Annotated in this window: 16 protein-coding genes; 7 read left to right on the top strand and 9 right to left on the bottom strand. The window is 62.9% G+C overall.

The window, feature by feature from the left end; translation table 11 throughout:
* Positions 1–31: 31 nt before the first annotated feature.
* Positions 32–589, top strand: a complete 558-nt coding sequence (gene tsaC / locus ACZZZU_RS14580; protein WP_463551013.1) for an L-threonylcarbamoyladenylate synthase type 1 TsaC — start codon at positions 32–34, stop codon at positions 587–589.
* 3 nt (positions 590–592) lie between these two features.
* On the opposite strand, the gene ACZZZU_RS14575 is transcribed toward tsaC, so the two are convergent.
* The gene (locus ACZZZU_RS14575) at positions 593–1,570 is read right to left on the bottom strand and encodes an NADPH:quinone reductase (protein WP_463551012.1); all 978 of its coding nucleotides are present in this window, start codon (positions 1,568–1,570) and stop codon (positions 593–595) included.
* Positions 1,571–1,751: 181 nt separating this feature from the next.
* Here ACZZZU_RS14575 and hemF point away from each other — a divergent pair, with 181 nt between their 5' ends.
* Both hemF and aroE read left to right on the top strand, forming a co-directional pair.
* Positions 1,752–2,672, top strand: coding sequence for an oxygen-dependent coproporphyrinogen oxidase (gene hemF / locus ACZZZU_RS14570; RefSeq protein WP_122492259.1), 921 nt, complete (start codon positions 1,752–1,754; stop codon positions 2,670–2,672).
* Positions 2,672–3,490 (top strand): shikimate dehydrogenase, encoded by an 819-nt coding sequence (gene aroE / locus ACZZZU_RS14565; RefSeq protein WP_463551011.1) that lies wholly within the window; start codon positions 2,672–2,674, stop codon positions 3,488–3,490. The genes hemF and aroE overlap by 1 nt, the downstream gene beginning before the upstream one ends.
* Here the strand turns inward: aroE and ACZZZU_RS14560 are convergent.
* From ACZZZU_RS14560 to betC, 3 genes are all read right to left on the bottom strand, one after another.
* Complete coding sequence (locus ACZZZU_RS14560; protein ID WP_463551010.1) at positions 3,487–5,061, bottom strand: SulP family inorganic anion transporter; 1,575 nt, start codon at positions 5,059–5,061, stop codon at positions 3,487–3,489. The two genes, aroE and ACZZZU_RS14560, sit on opposite strands and share 4 nt — an antisense overlap.
* A gap of 314 nt (positions 5,062–5,375) precedes the next feature.
* Positions 5,376–6,314, bottom strand: a complete 939-nt coding sequence (gene choX / locus ACZZZU_RS14555) for a choline ABC transporter substrate-binding protein (protein ID WP_463551009.1) — start codon at positions 6,312–6,314, stop codon at positions 5,376–5,378.
* Between the two features lie 15 nt (positions 6,315–6,329).
* Entirely contained in the window at positions 6,330–7,856 is a 1,527-nt protein-coding gene (gene betC / locus ACZZZU_RS14550) for a choline-sulfatase (RefSeq protein WP_463551008.1), read from the bottom strand.
* A 128-nt stretch (positions 7,857–7,984) separates the two neighbouring features.
* On the opposite strand from betC, the gene ACZZZU_RS14545 reads away from it, so the two are divergent.
* Together ACZZZU_RS14545 and pbpG are read left to right on the top strand one after the other, a co-directional pair.
* Complete coding sequence (locus tag ACZZZU_RS14545; protein WP_463551007.1) at positions 7,985–8,881, top strand: choline sulfate utilization transcriptional regulator; 897 nt, start codon at positions 7,985–7,987, stop codon at positions 8,879–8,881.
* 112 nt (positions 8,882–8,993) lie between these two features.
* Positions 8,994–9,941, top strand: a complete 948-nt coding sequence (gene pbpG, locus ACZZZU_RS14540; RefSeq protein ID WP_463551006.1) for a D-alanyl-D-alanine endopeptidase — start codon at positions 8,994–8,996, stop codon at positions 9,939–9,941.
* Positions 9,942–9,948: 7 nt separating this feature from the next.
* Here pbpG and ACZZZU_RS14535 read toward each other — a convergent pair whose 3' ends face one another.
* Positions 9,949–10,611 carry a YitT family protein gene (locus tag ACZZZU_RS14535; RefSeq protein ID WP_463384299.1) on the bottom strand — a complete coding sequence of 221 codons (663 nt, stop codon included), beginning with the start codon at positions 10,609–10,611 and terminating at the stop codon, positions 9,949–9,951.
* Between the two features lie 81 nt (positions 10,612–10,692).
* Entirely contained in the window at positions 10,693–11,205 is a 513-nt protein-coding gene (locus tag ACZZZU_RS14530; RefSeq protein ID WP_122492251.1) for a dihydrofolate reductase, read from the bottom strand.
* 123 nt (positions 11,206–11,328) lie between these two features.
* On the opposite strand from ACZZZU_RS14530, the gene ACZZZU_RS14525 reads away from it, so the two are divergent.
* Together ACZZZU_RS14525 and ACZZZU_RS14520 are read left to right on the top strand one after the other, a co-directional pair.
* A complete protein-coding gene (locus tag ACZZZU_RS14525; RefSeq protein ID WP_463551005.1) occupies positions 11,329–12,729 on the top strand; it encodes a DUF2868 domain-containing protein in 1,401 nt (466 codons plus the stop codon).
* Entirely contained in the window at positions 12,722–14,095 is a 1,374-nt protein-coding gene (locus ACZZZU_RS14520) for a GTPase/DUF3482 domain-containing protein (protein WP_463551004.1), read from the top strand. Before ACZZZU_RS14525 ends, ACZZZU_RS14520 begins: the two co-directional genes overlap by 8 nt.
* On the opposite strand, the gene ACZZZU_RS14515 is transcribed toward ACZZZU_RS14520, so the two are convergent.
* From ACZZZU_RS14515 to ACZZZU_RS14505, 3 genes are read right to left on the bottom strand one after another with little or no spacing between them, the layout of a single operon-like run.
* Positions 14,092–16,146, bottom strand: a complete 2,055-nt coding sequence (locus ACZZZU_RS14515; RefSeq protein WP_463551003.1) for a GGDEF domain-containing protein — start codon at positions 16,144–16,146, stop codon at positions 14,092–14,094. The genes ACZZZU_RS14520 and ACZZZU_RS14515 overlap by 4 nt on opposite strands.
* On the bottom strand, positions 16,139–17,017 hold the full coding sequence (locus ACZZZU_RS14510; RefSeq protein ID WP_122492247.1) for an endonuclease/exonuclease/phosphatase family protein: 879 nt from the start codon (positions 17,015–17,017) through the stop codon (positions 16,139–16,141). Before ACZZZU_RS14510 ends, ACZZZU_RS14515 begins: the two co-directional genes overlap by 8 nt.
* A 6-nt stretch (positions 17,018–17,023) precedes the next feature.
* Positions 17,024–17,662 carry a thiol:disulfide interchange protein DsbA/DsbL gene (locus ACZZZU_RS14505; protein ID WP_463384295.1) on the bottom strand — a complete coding sequence of 213 codons (639 nt, stop codon included), beginning with the start codon at positions 17,660–17,662 and terminating at the stop codon, positions 17,024–17,026.
* Positions 17,663–17,709: the final 47 nt, after the last annotated feature.

The raw sequence follows: 17,709 nt of genomic DNA, 5'->3' as shown, positions 1-17,709 counted from the left end.
CGCGCAGTTCGAAATACAGCGAGGGTTGGCCATGATCAGCAGTTGGCGTGTGAAACAGGCTGCACGGGTAGTGCGCAATGGCGGCGTCATCGCCTATCCCACCGAAGCGGTGTGGGGCCTGGGTTGCGACCCTTGGAACGCGCAAGCCGTCGAGCGTCTGTTGGCGCTCAAGCAGCGCCCGGTGGAGAAGGGCCTGATTCTGGTGGCCGACACCATTCACCAGTTCGACTTCCTGCTCGAAGACTTCCCCGAATTGTGGCTAGACCGTCTGGCCAGCACCTGGCCCGGCCCGAACACCTGGCTCGTGCCGCACCAGAATTTGCTACCCGCCTGGATTACTGGCATTCACGAGACCGTGGCCTTGCGCGTGTCGGACCATCCACTGGTGCGCGACCTCTGCGCCATGGTCGGCCCGCTGGTGTCGACCTCAGCCAACCCGGCGGGCAAGCTGCCGGCGCGCAACAGCCTGCGCATTCAGCAGTACTTCCCCGACCAGCTCGATGCCGTGGTAACCGGGTCGCTCGGTGGGCGTAAAAACCCCAGCGTGATTCGCGACCTGGCCACCGGCAACGTGCTGCGCGCCAGCTAAGCCTTACGGCAGCAACACGGTCGACCCGCTGGTTTGCCGGCCAGACAACGCAATATGCGCCTGGGCAGCGTCTTTCAAGGCGAAGCGCTGGTTGATGTCCACCGTGATCTTGCCGCTGGCGAGCATGGCGAACAGCTCATCCGCCATGGCTTGCAGGCTGGCCGGGGAGTCGGCGTAGCTGCCCAGCGTTGGCCGAGTGACGTACAGCGAACCCTTCTGCGCCAGCACGCCCAGGTTCACGCCGCTGACCGGGCCGGATGAATTGCCAAAGCTCACCAGCAAACCGCGCGGCGCCACGCAGTTAAGCGAAACGTCCCAGGTGTCTTTACCGATGGAGTCGTACACCACCGGGCATTTCTTGCCGTCGGTGAGTTCCAGCACGCGCGCGGCCACGTCTTCATGGCTGTAATCGATGGTCGCCCAGGCGCCCAACGCTTTAGCGCGCTCGGCTTTGGCGGCGGAGCCAACGGTGCCGATCAGCTTGACGCCCAAGGCCTTCGCCCATTGGCAAGCGATGCTGCCCACGCCACCCGCTGCCGCGTGGAACAGAATGGTTTCGCCGCCTTTAAGCTCGTAGGTCTGGCGCAACAAATACTGCACCGTGAGGCCTTTGAGCATGACGCTGGCGGCCAGCTCGAAGCTGATGCTATCGGGCAGTTTCACCACGTGCGCAGCGGGCAACACATGCAACTCGCTGTAAGCGCCCAACGGCCCGGTGCCGTAAGCCACGCGGTCGCCGACCCTGACGTTGGTGACCGCCTTGCCTACGGCATCAACCACACCGGCGCCCTCGCCGCCCAAGCCCGACGGCAATGAGGCCGGGCTGTACAGGCCGCTGCGGTAGTAGGTGTCGATAAAGTTGAGGCCAATGGCGTGATTCGCCACGCGCACATCGTTGTCGCCCAACGCGGCGGGCTGGTAGTCGATGTACTCGAGCACGTCGGGGCCGCCGTGGCGGGCGAATTGAATACGCTTGGGCATGGAACACTCCTGTGGCTGCGCGAACGAGAGGGCTCTATCCAACGCCCCGAGCCGATGGCCGTCAACAGCGAATCCGCTTGCGGCGGTGGTATGCTTGCGCCCCTGTTCGGGCTATGAGCCCCGCCCGCTGCGGCTTCTGGGCGCCAAACCGTTTCCAATTTTGCGTGTTGAAGGTGATGTTGTGAGTGAACGTAGCGCAGCCGTGAAGGCCTATCTGCTCGACCTGCAAGACCGTATTTGTGCCGCCCTGGAGGCCGAAGACGGCGGCGCCACGTTCGCTGAAGATGCGTGGGAGCGCCCGGCGGGCGGTGGCGGTCGTACGCGGGTGATTGCCAACGGCGCGTTGCTGGAAAAAGGCGGGGTGAATTTCTCCCATGTGTTCGGCACTGGCCTGCCACCGTCTGCCAGCGCCCACCGTCCCGAGCTGGCCGGCCGAGGCTTTGAAGCCATGGGCGTGTCGCTGGTGATGCACCCGACGAACCCCCATGTGCCGACGTCCCACGCCAACGTGCGATTCTTCATCGCCGAGAAAGAAGGCGAAGAAGCCGTGTGGTGGTTTGGCGGCGGTTTCGACCTGACGCCCTACTACGGCAACGACGAAGACTGCCAGCACTGGCACCGCGTTGCCGAACAAGCCTGTGCACCGTTCGGCGCCGACGTGTACCCGCGCTATAAAGCCTGGTGCGACACCTACTTCCACATCAAACACCGCAACGAACCCCGTGGCATCGGCGGCCTGTTTTTCGATGACCTCAACGAGTGGGACTTCGACACCTGCTTCGCCTTTATCCGCGCCATTGGCGATGCCTACATCGACGCCTACCTGCCGATCGTGCAGCGGCGCAAACACACCGCGTTCACCGCTGAGCAACGGGAATTCCAGGCATTCCGCCGTGGCCGCTATGTGGAATTCAACCTGGTGTATGACCGTGGCACGCTTTTCGGCCTGCAATCGGGCGGGCGCACTGAGTCGATTTTGATGTCGCTGCCCCCGCACGTGCAGTGGGGCTACGACTGGAAACCGGAACCTGGCAGCGAAGAAGCACGCCTGACCGACTACTTCCTGCAAGACCGCGACTGGTTGGGCGAGGCCGCTAACTGATGGACCGTTATGGTGTATTCGGCAATCCCATTGGCCACAGCAAGTCGCCGCAGATTCACCGCTTGTTCGCCGAGCAAACCGGCCAATCGCTCAGCTACGAAGCCCTGCTCGCGCCGCTGGACGGCTTTACCGCGTTTGCGCGTGAGTTCTTCACCAGCGGTCGGGGCGGCAATGTCACGGTGCCGTTCAAAGAGCAGGCCTACCAGCTCGCCGACAGCCTGACGCCTCGGGCGCAGCGCGCGGGTGCGGTGAATACCCTGAGCAAACAGAACGACGGCGGGCTGCTCGGCGACAACACCGACGGCGCCGGCCTGGTTCGCGACCTGACGGTAAACGCCGGCCTGACCCTTCAGGGCAAACGCATTTTGCTGCTGGGAGCGGGCGGCGCCGCGCGTGGTGTGCTGGCGCCGCTGTTGGCCGAGCATCCGCATTCAGTGGTGATCGCCAATCGCACCGTGGAAAAAGCCGAGGCGCTGGCCAAGGCGTTTGCCGACCTCGGCCCGGTGGCGGCGTGCGGGTTTGACTGGATGGAAGTGCCGGTGGACCTGATCATCAACGGCACGTCCGCCAGCCTCGGCGGCGAGCTGCCGCCCATCTCGCCAAGCCTGATCAAGCCGGGCCATACCGTGTGCTACGACATGATGTATGGCAAAGGCCTCACGCCCTTCAACCAGTGGGCCAGCGACCACGGCGCCGCGCGCACCCTGGACGGGTTGGGCATGCTGGTGGAGCAGGCGGCGGAAGCGTTTTTCCTCTGGCGCGGCGTTCGCCCGGACAGCGCCAGCGTGCTGGCCGAACTGCGTAGCCAGCTGGGTTAAACAGCCGGCTCGAACTCGATTGGGCAGCCCGCTTCACCTTCAAGCTTGAGCAACTCCTCGACCACCTGCGCCTTGGCCCGGCGCAGGCACAAGCGTCGGCCTTGCGCCCGCAGGCGATGGGCTTCCTGGTGGAGCATGGTTACGCCGGCGTAGTCGATAAAGTTGATCTGCTGCGCCTCGATCACCACCCGCTGGCCCTTGCTGCGTTGCAGGCGCAATTGCAGGAAGTGGCAGGCGCCGAAAAAGATCGAGCCTTCCACCCGCAGAATTTCCTCATCGCCTTCAAACCACTGCTGTACGCGGGGCTGCGAGGTGCGCTTGAGGTAGAAAAACAGCGAGGCCAGCACCCCGGCATAAATGGCGGTTTGCAGCTCCATCAACAGCGTGGCGGCCAGGGTCAGCAGCATCACCACAAATTCCGAGCGGCTGACGCGGTAAAGCGCGCGAATACCGGCAAAATCGATCAAGCCCCAGCAGATAAGCAAAATGCTGGCGGCCATGCTGGGAAGCGGAATGTGGGCGATTAGCCTCGCGCCGAACAGCGCGAAAGCGGCCACGCACAAGGCCGAAAACAGCCCGGCAAGTGGCGAGCTGGCGCCGCCCTGCAGGTTCAGGCCGGAGCGGGTGAACGAGCCGGCCGACAGATAACCGGAGAACCACGCCCCCACCATGTTCGACAGACCTTGCGCGCGCACCTCCTGGTTGGCGTTGAGCATTTGCTGAGAACGACTGGCCAGCGTGCGTGCGATCGACAGGCTGGTGACCAGCCCGAGCATGCCGCACGCCACGGCGGTAGGTAGCAGCCTGATTACGGTCGCGGGGTCCAGGCTTAGCGGGCTGAAGGGCGGCAACGAGCCGGTGAAGGCCGGCACCAGGGGCACGCCGGCAAAGAACGTCGGCAGCGCCGCGACGACGAGGCTGCCCAAGGCAATGCCGACCAGCAGCGCCGGGGCTCTGGGCCAAACACGGCGTACGACCAGACTGCTGATTAGACTCACCAGCGAAACCGCGACACAGGCTGAGTTGGCGCTGGGGAGCAATTGAATCAGGTGGGTGATGCTGTCGTAGCCGGTCGCCTGGCTGGGTAAGTCGATGCCCAATAAATACGGCAACTGCCCAAGGGCGATTACCAGCGCCGCGCCTGCGCTGAAACCAACCACCACCGAGTGAGAGACGAAATTCACCAGCGAGCCGAAGCGCAGAAGCCCCAACAACCACTGGAACAATCCGGCGAGAAAGGTCAGCAGCAGCACCAGTTGCACGTAGTCGGCGCTACCCGGAATCGCCAGCGGGCTGACGCTCGTGAACAAGACCACAGAAATGGCTGCTGTTGGCCCGCAAATCAGGTGCCACGACGAACCCCATAAACAGGCAATAACGACCGGCACCACGGCAGCGTATAAACCGTATTCGGCAGGCAGGCCCGCGATCAGCGCGTAGGCGATGGATTGTGGCAGGGCGAGTACGGCGCCGCTAAGGCCGACGAGAAAGTCGCGGCGAAGCGAGCGACTGGTCTGGAGTGGCAGCCAGGCGAGAAAGGGAAAAAGCATCAAGCGATTGGGCCAGCGCATCTACATCTCGGTACAAGGGTTTGGCCAAAGGGTAGCAGTCATGACAGGCACACTGCGCCCGGGGAGTTGGCTTTGCAGTGAGCGCGCGGGGCAGGTTTCACGTTACGCGCATGACTGACAATTCTGGATCCCCGCGTTCGCGAGGATGACGGTGGACGGGGTGGAGATGGCGTTTACCTACGCGACCCCAACTCCAAACCTCCGTCATCCTCGCGAACGCGAGGATCCAGGCTATTGCATGGGATTGCACCTTCCAGCAAACCGGCGATGGCGCGGTTCGCTAGCAAACTAGCTCCTCCAGGACGAGGCGCGTATTAAAGCTTGGCCTTCACCGCCGCCAGGGCCTCACCGCCATCTTTGGTTTTCACCCCGTCCAGCCAGCCGTTCAATACCTCGGGATGGGCACTGATCCAGGCCTTGGCCGCTTCGGCATTGCTGCCTTTTTTATTGGCCACCTGGGCCATGATGCTGTTCTCCATTTCCTGGGTGAACGTCAGGTTGGTGAGCAGCTTGGCGACGTTAGGGCACGCCTGTGCATAACCTTTGCGGGTCAGGGTGTAGACGCTGCCGCTGGCGCCGAAATATTTCTCGCCGCCGCTCAGGTATTTCATCTTGAATTGCACGTTCATAGGGTGCGGGGTCCAGCCCAGGAAGGTGATGAAACGCTCGCGTTTCACCGCCCGTGCCACCTCCGACAACATGGCCTGTTCGCTGGACTCCACCAGCTTCCATTTGCCCAGGTCGAACTCGTTTTTGCTGATCATTTCTTGCAGCGACTGGTTGGCCGGCGCCCCTGCACCGATGCCGTAAATCTTCTGGTCGAACTTGTCGGCAAACTTGGCTAGGTCGGCGTAATCATGCACGCCGGCGGCATACACGTAATCGGGTACAGCCAGCGTGAACTCTGTGCCTTCGAGGTTTTTGCTGAGTTGCACCACATCGCCCGGTTTTACAAATTTGTCGTAGTGGGCTTGCTGCGCGGGCATCCAGTTGCCCATGAACACATCCACCAAACCATCTTTCATGCCGCCAAAAATAATCGGCACCGCCAGCGTGTCAATTTTGGCTTTGTAGCCCATGCCGTCGAGCAAAAAGCTGGTTACGGCATTGGTCACGGCGATGTCGCTCCAACCCGGATCGGCCATGCGCACGGTGTCGCACGACTCGGCCGCTTGCGCATGGCCAATCGTCAGCGCCAGCGCGCCGGCCGCTGTGAGCAAGGCTGTGGATAACTTGGTGGATAAAATGTTCATGGCGTCCCCTTGGATTTAGTTTTTAGTGTGGGCAGGTGGTTGCGGAAAACGGGCTTTGCGCTCCAGGTCGTCGAGGTCGATGTGGTTGCGCATGTATTGCTGACTGGCATCAGTAAACGGCTGGTGGTCCCAGCTCTTGAGGGTGCCCAGGCTCAGCGCGCCGGCCACGAAGCGACGACGGCGCTGACTGGCCAACACCTGGTGGTGAATCGCGGGAATGTCCCACTTGCTGCGCGCCTCATCAAGGAACGCCTGGAACACCGTCTGGTGCTCGGCCGACCCGCTTAACTCTTCAAGCTCGAAGGGATCCTGCTCGGTGTTGTAGAGCAGGCAGGGGTCTTGCTCGGAGTACATGAATTTGTACGGGCCGCGACGGATCATCATCAGCGGGCTATTGGTGCCTTCGGCCATGTATTCGCCGAACACTTCGTCGTGGCCGCCGGTGCCCTGCAAATGCGGCAGCAGCGAACGGCCGTCCATCGGCAAGTCGTGTTGCAGCTGCCCGCCCGCCAGTTCGACAAAGGTCGGTAACAAGTCGGCGGTCGAGATCGAAGCGTTCACCCGGCCGGCAGCGAACTGCGCGGGAGCGTGGATCACCATCGGCACGCGGGCCGCCATTTCAAACCAGTGCATTTTGTACCAGAGCCCGCGCTCGCCGAGCATGTCGCCGTGGTCGCCGGAGAACACGATCACGGTGTTGTCCGCCAGGCCGGTGGCTTCCAGGGTTTCCAGCAGTTTGCCGATGTTGCTGTCGATGTAGCTGCATGCGCCGAAGTAGGCGCGGCGGGCGTCGCGAATTTTGTCGTCGGGCAGCGGTTTGTCCCACAGGTCGATCACTTTCATCAGCCGCTGCGAATGCGGGTCTTGCTCGCTTTGTGCGCGGGGGTGGCGCGGCAGGGGAATGTCCTGGTCGTCATATAGGTCCCAGAATTTTTTCGGAATGGTGTACGGGTCGTGCGGGTGAGTCATCGACACGGTCAGGCAAAACGGCTGCCCCGGCGCTTCGCGCACGTGGTCGAACAGGTATTGCTGCGCCTTGAACACCACCTCTTCGTCAAAATCGAGCTGGTTGGTGCGCACGCAAGGGCCGGCTTGCAGCACCGAGGACATGTTGTGGTACCAACTGGGGCGAACGTCGGGTTCGTCCCAGTTCACCGCCCAGCCGTAATCGGCGGGGTAGATGTCGCTGGTCAACCGTTGCTCATAGCCGTGCAGTTGATCCGGCCCACAGAAATGCATTTTTCCGGACAGCGCCGTCTTATAGCCCAGGCGGCGCAGGTAGTGCGCGTAGGTCGGCACATCGGCGGGGAAGTCGGCAGCGTTGTCGTAAGCGCCAATTTTCGACGGTAGCTGACCGCTCACCAGGGTAAAACGCGACGGTGCGCAGAGCGGGCTGTTGCAGTAGGCGGAATTGAAGACCACGCCCTCGCTGGCCAGGCGGCTGAGGTGCGGCATTTGAATCGGTGATGCCGGATCGTGAATCGGCAGAAGTGGCGCGGCCATCTGGTCGGCCATGATGAAAAGGATGTTCGGGCGCTTCATGTGGCAGGCTTATCCTATGCGGATCGGTTATGCGATAGTGATGGCTCGATCTTCTGCCTCAAGCATTCAGGGGTAAAGCGCATGGCCAGGCATGTTTCGGATAACCGTTGCTTATGTGAGCGCGGGGCGTGAGCCTGCCGCTGGATTTGCTTCGCGTGTTTGAGGCGGCTGCACGGTCGCTGAGCTTTACCAGCGCCGCTGCCGAACTGGGCACCACGCAGCCGGCGGTTAGCCAACAGATAAAGCGCCTGGAAAAAGAGCTGGCGGTGCGGTTGTTCAACCGGATTCACCGTGGCATCACCCTGACCGACGCCGGGCAGGTGCTGCTCTTGCATGTGCAGCAGGGGTTAGAAACCATCGACGCAGGCGTTGCCGCCATCACCGCGCAAAACCAGCACGAGGTGCTGCAGGTTTCCACCGATTTCGCCTTCGCCGCGTACTGGTTGATGCCGCGGCTGCCGCGCTTTCGCCAGGCCAACCCGCACTTGGACGTCAGCCTGATCACCAGCGACCGCAGCATGACCAGCCTGCGCAGCGACATCGATATCGCCATCACCTTTGGCGATGGCCGCTTCAAGCACACCGAAGCCAGCCGCCTGTTCAGCGAAGAGGTGTTTCCCATTTGCAGCCCGCGCTTGCTGGAAGGCCGTACCCTGCCGTTGGCGAAAGAGCAATTGGCGAGCTTGCCCTTGCTGCACTTGAAGCCGGACATGAGCAGCCGCTGGTTTGATTGGAGCGGGCTGTTTCAGGCCCTGGGTATTAATCAGCCAGTGGGCCCGGCGGCGCTGAGTTTCGACAACTACACGCTGCTGATCCAGGCGGCCATTGCCGGCCAGGGCGTGGCGATTGGCTGGAGCCACCTGGTGGATGAGCTGCTGGACCAAGGCGTGCTGTGCAGGGTGATTGAAGGCCAGGCGCAGTCGCGGTTCGGTTATTACGCAGTGCTTTCTGAGCGCAAACGGCGGGCGCGTTTGTTGCAACCGTTTGTGGATTGGCTGCAGGCCGAGCTTAACGATCAGGAATAGGAATTTTCTGATCGCATTTGATGAACTGCATCACAGCGCATTCCATACCGCACCGGCCTTTCCTATACTGCGCGGGCCGGCAAGGACTGCCCTGGCTTCCATTTCATCTGCCATGTGGACCGTCCTTGTGAATATTCGCCCCGCCCTCGCCCGCGTGTTGTTCTGCACCTTATTTGCCTTCAGCACCGTCGCCGCAGCGGCAGAGAAAATTCCTGCCAGACCGGCAGGCAAAACGCCGGTCAAGGTTCAGGAATTGGCCTCCGGCAGCGCCCTGCTGGTGGACCTGAAAACCAACGAAGTGCTGTATTCCAGCAACCCCGACAAAGTGGTGCCTATCGCCTCGGTGACCAAGCTGATGACCGCCATGGTCACGCTCGACGCCAAGTTGCCGATGGACGAAGTGTTGCCGGTGAAAATTCAGGACGTGCCCGAAATGCGCGGGGTGTTTTCGCGGGTCAAGGTGGGCAGCCTGGCCACTCGCCGCGAAATGCTGCTGCTGGCGCTCATGTCGTCGGAAAACCGCATGGCCGCGAGCCTGGCCCACCACTACCCGGGCGGCGTGACGGCGTTTGTGAACGCCATGAACACCAAGGCCCGCGCGTTGGGCATGACCCACACGCGTTACACCGAACCGACCGGCTTGTCGGAGCGCAACGTGTCCAGCGCCAATGACTTGGTCAAGCTGCTCAAAGCCAGCCAGCAATATCCGCTGCTGGGCCAACTGAGCACCACGCCGGAAACCACCGCCAGTTTCAAAAAGCCCAATTACACCCTCGGCTTTCGCAACACCAACCACCTGATCTACAAGGCCAACTGGAGCATCCAGCTGACCAAAACCGGCTTTACCGACGAGGCCGGCCACTGCCTGGTGATGCGCACCATGATGAACAACCGGCCGGTGGCGTTCGTGGTACTCGATGCGTTCGGTAAGTACACCCACATCGCCGATGCCGGGCGCCTGAAAACGTGGGTCGAGACGGGCCGCGTGTCGCCGGTGTCGGCGGCTGCGATGGCCTACAAGCGTTCCAAGCAAGGCGCCCATCAGTTGGCGGCCGACTAACGCTCGTTCAGGAAACGCCGGTGTAGCGGTCGGCCCGGTGGTTGATCGCCAGCACCAGGTTTAGCGCCAGTGCGCCAAGCACCGACAAGGCAACCTTGTCGGGCGCGATGACGAACAGTGAAGTCAGCACAATCACCGCGTCCACGCCCATCTGCACCAGCCCCGCGCGCACGCCGAAGCGCTCCTGCAAAAACAGCGCAAGAATGTTCACCCCGCCCAGGCTGGCGCGGTGACGAAACAGCATCAGCAGGCCCAAACCCATCGCCAGCCCACCGAACACCGCCGCGTACAGCGGGCTCAGGTGAGCAAATGACACCCACTGCGGCGTCAGCTCCGCCAACACCGACACCAGCGCCACCGCGCAGCCGGTGCGCAAGGTGAAACTCCAGCCCATGCGCCAGATGCCCAGCAGGTAGAACGGCAGGTTGAGCAGGAAGAACATCAAGCCGAACGCCACGCCCAATTTGTACTTGAGCAGAAATGCCAGGCCGACCATGCCGCCGGTCAGCAGGCCGGCGTGGGCGTAGAAGGCGATGCCCAGCGCCACCATGGCGGTGCCGGAAATCATTGCCAGGCCGTCCTCCCAGAGCGGATGACGGACAAACACCTTGGCCACGGTTTCGACTTCGGCCGGGTCGATGTCGACGGAGCCGGACGTGTTGTCTTGCATGGGAAAACCTCGGAAATAACAGCGCGCCGCCTCGGACGAGGCAGCGTTAATCAGCGTAGTCAGTGAAGCAGGCGGTGCGGGCTAGCGTTTGTCCCACACTTCAAAGCTGTAGGCCGGCGTTTCGCCGCTGCCTTCGTGCTCGATGCTGGAGGCCAGGTGCCAGGCGGCTTCGTCGAACGGGGGGAACCAGGCATCGCCTTCCGGGTTCAGGGCCACGCGGGTCAGGTACAGGCGTTGTGCCAATGCCAGGCCTTGTTCATAGAGCTGGGCGCCGCCGATCAGCATCAGCTCATCGGCATCCTCGCGGCTGGCCCATTCTTCGGCGCGAGCGATGGCTGCTTCCAGCGAGGCAAATACCTCGGCGCCTTCGAGGGTCAAACCGGCCTGGCGGCTGACCACCAGATTCAGCCGACCTGGCAACGGCCGGCCCAGGGAATCCCAGGTTTTGCGGCCCATGATGATCGGCTTGCCGAGGGTCATGGCTTTGAAGTGTTTAAGGTCGGCCGGCAAATGCCAAGGCAGTTGATTGTCGCGGCCAATCACACGGTTGTCGGCGAGGGCGGCGATCAGGCAAAGGGGGCGGGTCGTATTCATGGCCGCGAGGATAACGGCTCGCCACCGGGAAAAAAAGCAAACGGATGATGGGGCGCGCCTGAGCGGTTATCCTCAAACCCGGCTGCCACCTGAGCGGCCACCTTTTTAGCCATGAGTCTGTGCATGACCGCATTGAAATCACCGCTCCCTTCCCTCTCACCGTTGCAGCGCCTGTGGCTGACCGAGGCCGTGCGGCTGCGCGAAGAACAGGCCGGCCCGCTGGAAGACCGCGAGGCCAATCGCCAGGCGGTCAGCGCGGGTGGCCCGCTGGAACAGCGCATCGAAACCCGCGCCCTATGGCTGGCGCAGCGCGACGGCATGCTCGCCGCCTTGCTGCACTGGCGCCAGGGCGCCGTGCTGGCCGTCTGGCTGCTGGCGGTTCTGGCCGTGGTCAGTGGCGCGGGCTTGGGCTTCGCGGCATTGGGCGATGGAGAGCGGCCGGTGAATTTGTTCTGGGCGCTGGGCAGCTTGCTCGGCCTTCATCTATTGACGCTCATCGGCTGGGCCGTTGGCCTTGCGTTCGCCGGCAGCGGCGGCGCCACCCTGGGCCGGTTGTGGTTATGGCTGAGCGAAAAATTCGCCCGAGACGCGCAAGCGGTGCAACTCGCCCCGGCGTTGCTGGTGCTGTTGCAGCGTCAACGGCTGAGCCGCTGGGCGCTGGGCATGTTCGTGCATGGCATGTGGTTACTGTTGCTACTCAGCGCCTTGGGCAGCTTGTTGGCGCTGCTGGCGACCCGGCGCTATGGCTTTGTGTGGGAAACCACGCTGTTGGGCAGCGACACCTTTGTGACGGTAATCCAGGCGCTGGGCAGCGTTCCCCATTGGCTTGGCTTCAGCACGCCTGCGGTTGAGGTGATTCGCGCCAGTGGCGCTGATGCGGTGGCCGAAGAAAGCGCACGGCAAGCGTGGGCGGTGTGGCTGCTGGGTGTGCTGATCGCCTACGGCGTGGTACCGCGCGCCATGTTGGCGCTGTTTTGCGCGTGGCGTTGGCGGCAAGGGCGCGCGCGGTTGAGTCTGGACCTTCGTTTGCCCGGTTACAGCTTGCTGCGTGATCGCTTGCAGCCGAGCAGCGAACGGCTGGGCGTGACCGATGAAGCGCCGGAGCAATTGCCGACCCCGCAGGCAGGTTCCCTGACGAGCGCCGGTTCGGGCGCGGTGTTGGTGGCGGTTGAATTCGATCCCCGTCGCCCCTGGCCGCCCACCGTTCCCAAAGGCGTGGCGGATGCTGGCGTGATCGACAGCCGCGAACAACGCCAGCACCTGCTCGACCAACTGAGCCGCTTCCCGCCGTCACGCCTGGCCATCGCGTGCGACCCACGCCGCTCGCCGGATCGCGGCACCTTGGCGTTATTGGCTGAGCTGGCCCGCAATGCGGGCGACACTCGAATTTGGCTGCTGGCCGCCGAGCCTGGCGAAGCGCTGGACAGCCAGCGCCTGGAAGACTGGCACAGCGCGCTGGACGCCTTGCAGTTGAACTGGCGACAAGGTGCGCCGTTGGACTGGCTGGAGCAGAACGATGAGTGAACGCCGTGAGTCGCCGTTGAAGCTGGCGGTGGTGGGCCACACCAACGTCGGCAAAACCTCGCTGCTGCGCACCCTCACCCGCGACGTGGAATTCGGCGAGGTGTCCCATCGACCCAGCACAACGCGGCACGTGGAAGGCGCGCGCTTATCCGTGGACGGTCAGGCGTTGTTGGAGCTGTACGACACGCCGGGTTTGGAAGATGCCATCGCCCTGCTCGATTACCTGGAACGCCTCGATCGCCCCGGCGAACGTCTGGACGGCCCGGCCCGCCTGGCGCGTTTTCTGGAAGGCAGCGAAGCGCGGCAACGTTTTGAGCAGGAAGCCAAGGTGCTGCGGCAACTACTCGCCAGCGATGCCGGCCTGTATGTAATCGACGCCCGCGAGCCGGTACTGGCTAAGTACCGCGATGAACTGGCGGTGCTCGGCAGTTGCGGTAAACCGTTGCTGCCGGTGCTCAATTTCGTGACCTGCGCGCAGCAGCGCGAAGAAGAGTGGCGCGAGGCGTTGGCGCGCCTGGGACTGCACGCGCTGGTGCGTTTTGACACGGTGGCGCCACCGCTGGACGGTGAGCGCCGGTTGTACGAAAGCCTGGCGCTGCTGCTGGAGAAATCCCGGCCGCAGTTGCAACGCCTGATTGATGACCATGAAGCCCAAGCCCGTGCGCGCCACGCGGCCGGCGTGCGGCTGATCGCTGAGTTGCTGATTGATTGCGCGGCATGCCGGCGCAGTGTCGGCAACGACGAACAGGCGCAGGTGCAGGTGTTGCACCAGAGCATTCGCCAGCGCGAACAAGCCTGCGTGCAGGCGCTGCTGCGTCTGTATGCCTTCCGCCAAAACGATGCCCGGGCCAGCGATTTGCCGCTGCTCGACGGTCGTTGGAGTGACGATTTATTCAACCCTGAAACCCTGAAGCAGCTGGGTATTCAGGTAGGCGGTGGGATGGCCGCCGGTGCCGCAGCGGGCGCCGGCATCGACTTGATGGTCGGTGGCATCACTCTGGGCGCCGCCACGGTGCTGGGCGCTTTGGCCGGCGGTGGCCTGCAAACCGCGCGCAACTACGGCGAACGGCTGTTGGGCAAGCTCAAGGGCAACCGTGAGCTGAGCGTGGATGACGGCGTGCTTCGGTTGTTGGCCGTGCGCCAGCGCCAGTTGCTGGATGCACTGAGCGCCCGCGGCCATGCGGCGACCACCGCGATTGAGGTGAAGGCCGAGCAGGACGGCGGCTGGCGCAAGGGCACGTTACCTGCGGTGCTGCGCCAAGCGCGGGCGCATCCGCGCTGGTCGTCGCTCAACCCTCAGGCTCGCTTGCAACAACCGGAGCGCCAAGCCGCGGTGGCAAAATTGGCGGCGCAGTTACAGGCCTAGGCTTGTTTCTTTTCGCCTTCTGCCGCGACGTGTACCTGGTTGCGCCCGCCGCGTTTGGCGCGGTACAGCGCCTGGTCGGCGCGTTCGAAAACCTCGTCCACGCGATCGCCTTCGACAAACTCGGTCAGGCCAGCCGACACGGTGATGGTTACGCGTTCGCCTTTGAAGTGAAACGGGCAGGCTTCGATGGCGGCGCGCAGGGTTTCGAGCAGTTGCTGGCCACCGACGACGGGCGTTGAGGGGATCAGCAAGACGAATTCTTCGCCGCCGAAGCGCGCCATAAAGTCGGTTTTGCGCAGCCGGTTGTTCAGCTCGCCGGCGATGATTTTGAGCACCTTGTCGCCAGCCAGGTGGCCGTAGTTGTCGTTGATGCGTTTGAAGTGGTCGATGTCCAGCACCGCCATCAGCAACTCGCCGCCGTAGCGCTGCCAGCGCGCCACTTCCAAGTCCAGGCGCTCAGTCCAGGCGGCGCGGTTTGGAAGTCCGGTGAGCGGGTCGGTGAGCGCTTTTTGCCGCTGCTCTTCAAGGTGGTCGCGAAAGCCCTTGGCTTCTTGTTCCATGCTCGCCACGCGCTCAACCAACGTTTGCAGGCGGCCGGCCACGTCCTGGTCGCGCTCGTCGCGTTGCGACTGGTACTGCGACATGGTGCTGAGCAGGCCGTCCAGGCGGTTTTCCACTAGGTGTTTCAGGCTGCTGAGGTCGGTGGCTTCCTGCACGCTGTTGTGCAGGCCGTCGACCTGCTGGCGCAACTCGGTGTCGAGCTCGCGCGCGGCGGCCATCGATTCCGAGTAGCCCTGGTGGGCATCCTGCAAACCACCCTGGAACGTGGCCAGGCGCTGGTTGAGTTGCGCCAGGTAGCCTTCGAATTCGCGCTGGCCGAGGTCGGCCACGGCCAACATCAGCACGGCGAAATCGTCGAGCACCGGCACCAGCTCGTACAGGTTCAGCCCACCCTGAATGCGCACCCGCAACGACTCGGCTTGCGGCTTGTGGTGTTCCGGCACGGGCAAATCATCAAGCAGCCCAAGCAAGGTCGCTTCGACATGGCCGGCAATGGCGCTGTAGCCAGCTTCTGGCTCGGGCGGAATGGCGAAGTCGGGGTCTGCCAGCTCCTGCTCGACGGTGGCGTGGATGGCAGCCGAAACTGTGGCGCCGTCGGTGAGCAGTGACGCCGAGAGTGGCAGGCTGTCGAGCGTAGACAGGGACGAGCCGCGCGCGGATCTGCGAGCTGCCAGTGCCTCGTTGATGGCTACGGTGGCGGCTTCGCTGCCGGCTGCCGTGGCAACGGGCGCCACGGCCGGTTCGAGGGGCTGCGCTGCAGGCGTCGGCACCGGTGCTGGAGCGGGCGCCGTTGTGACTGCGGCGGCAGCGGGCTCGGACATCGGCGTCGGCGTAAGTGCGGGCGTCGGTTCAGCCGCAGCTGGCGCGACCGGTTGTACAGGCGCAGCGGCGGGTTGCGGAACTGGTTGCGGTGCTGCGGGTGCTGGAGCGGCGGCACTCGGCGCTTCAGGCGCGTCGTCGGCACCGCCATCACGGCTGCCAAACAAACGCTGCAATAGGCCGGGGCGAGCGGCGTCAGGTGTCTCCAGCACATCGAGCGCCTGGCGCTGCAAGCTGCTGAGTTCGGACAACAGCGCGGGCAACTCGCGAACCTGACTGGCGCGGTTTTCTATCTGCTTGTTAAATTTTTTCAGCGGTTTGCGCACTTCGCTGGGCAAGTCGAGTTTGAGCAATTGGCTGACCAGCCCGCCGAGCGCTCCGGTGACCTGGCTGGCGCGTTCCACACGACGCTGCTCGGAGTCGAGCACGGCTTTTTCCAGGCGCGGAATCAGCGCAGAAAGGCCGGCGTCCATGTCGTCACGACGGACAATTTCCCGTAGCTCGGACATGCATTGGTCAACGGCCTTGTCAGTGCCTTCGGCCGCCAGCGAGCTGCGCACCAAGCCGCGGCGCAGTAAGTCCAGACGCATATCCCAGCGGCGCTCGAGCTTTTCCTGTTGCTCGAGGCTGCTCAGGTATTTCTCTTTCCAGCGCTGCGCGTCGTCACTCATGGGGTATTTCCGCGAGGGAAGTGTTAGATCTATCCGGCTGGCTGCACAGGCTATCGGGCAAGCGGATTTCGACGGCCACCGGCAGGTGATCGGAAATCGGCTGGGCCAGCACGCGCACAGCTTCCAGGGTCAAACTCGGGCTCAACAAAATATGGTCCAGACACCGCTGCGGGCGCCAACTCGGGAACGTGGCTTCCACTTGGGGAGCCAGCAGTCCAAGGTCGCGCAGTGGTGAGTGGAGCAGTAAATCAGAAGCGTGGGTGTTCATGTCGCCCATCAAAACCTGATGGCGATATTCGCCGATCAGTTCACGAATATAGGCCAGCTGCCGCACGCGCGTTTTCGCCCCGAGCGACAGGTGCATCATCACCACCGCCAGCGCGTCTTCACCTTCGCCAAAGCGCAGCAAAATAGCGCCGCGACCAGGCGGGCCGGGCAGCGGATGGTCTTCAATGACGGTGGGTTGCAAGCGGCTGAGCACGCCGTTGCTGTGTTGGGCCAGGCGCCCGAGGTTGCGATTGAGCTGCTGATACCAGTAAGGGAAAGCGCCCAACTGAGCGAGGTGCTCGACCTGATTGATATAGCCGGAGCGATGGCTACCACCGTCGGCTTCTTGCAGGGCGACCAAGTCGTAGTCGGCCAGTAGCGCGCCGATACGCTGCAAGTTGCTGGAACGGCCTTGGTGCGGCAGCAGATGTTGCCAGCCTCGGGTGAGGTAGTGGCGATAACTTTCGGTGCTGTTGCCAACCTGAATATTGAAGCTCAGCAGACGCAAACGCCCGTCTGCCGGCAAGCCGCTGGAGTCGCATTGGGCGTTGACCCGCGCATCACGCAGGCCGGCTACCCGTGGCGTACCCCAGCGACGGAGCATGGCGCGTTACTTCGCTGCGCGTTCTTTGGCGATCAATTGATCAGCCACTTGCAGGGCTTGATCCGGGCCGCCGGTCGAACCGATGTCGAAACGGTATTTACCGTTGACGATCATGGTCGGTACGCCGCTGATTTGGTAAGCCAAGGCCAGCTTCTTGTCTTTCTCGACCTGGCTCTTCACGCCGAAGGAGTTATAGGCCTTGAGGAACTCGTCTTTATCGATGCCCTGAGTGGCGAGGAAATCAGCCATTTCTTCAGGCTTGGCGAGCTTTTTACCTTGGTTTTGAATGGCGTCGAAAATGGCGCCGTGTACTTTTTCTTCAACGCCCATGGACTCGAGGGTCACGAACAGCTGGCCGTGGGCATCCCACACGCCGCCGAACATGGCTGGAATGCGGATGAAGTGAACATCGGCAGGCAGTTTTTTGATCCATGGATTGATGGTGGGCTCGAAGTGGTAGCAGTGCGGGCAGCCGTACCAGAACAATTCAACGACTTCGATTTTGCCGGGCTTGGAAACCGGAACAGGGCTGCTGAGCTCGACATATTGTTTGCCGGCTTCGATCGGCTGCGCGGCGGTAGCGGTCGCAGTCATGCCGATCAGGCTCGCGGTGGCGAGGACAGCGCTGAAAATCAGGTTACGCATGCTTTACTCCTTGGCGGATAAAACTCGCCCGATAGCGAGCTGGATTT

Source organism: Pseudomonas sp. AC136 (assembly GCF_979258585.1).
Note: the sequence above shows the minus strand (reverse complement) of the source record. Positions and strands in the feature narration are given on the sequence as shown.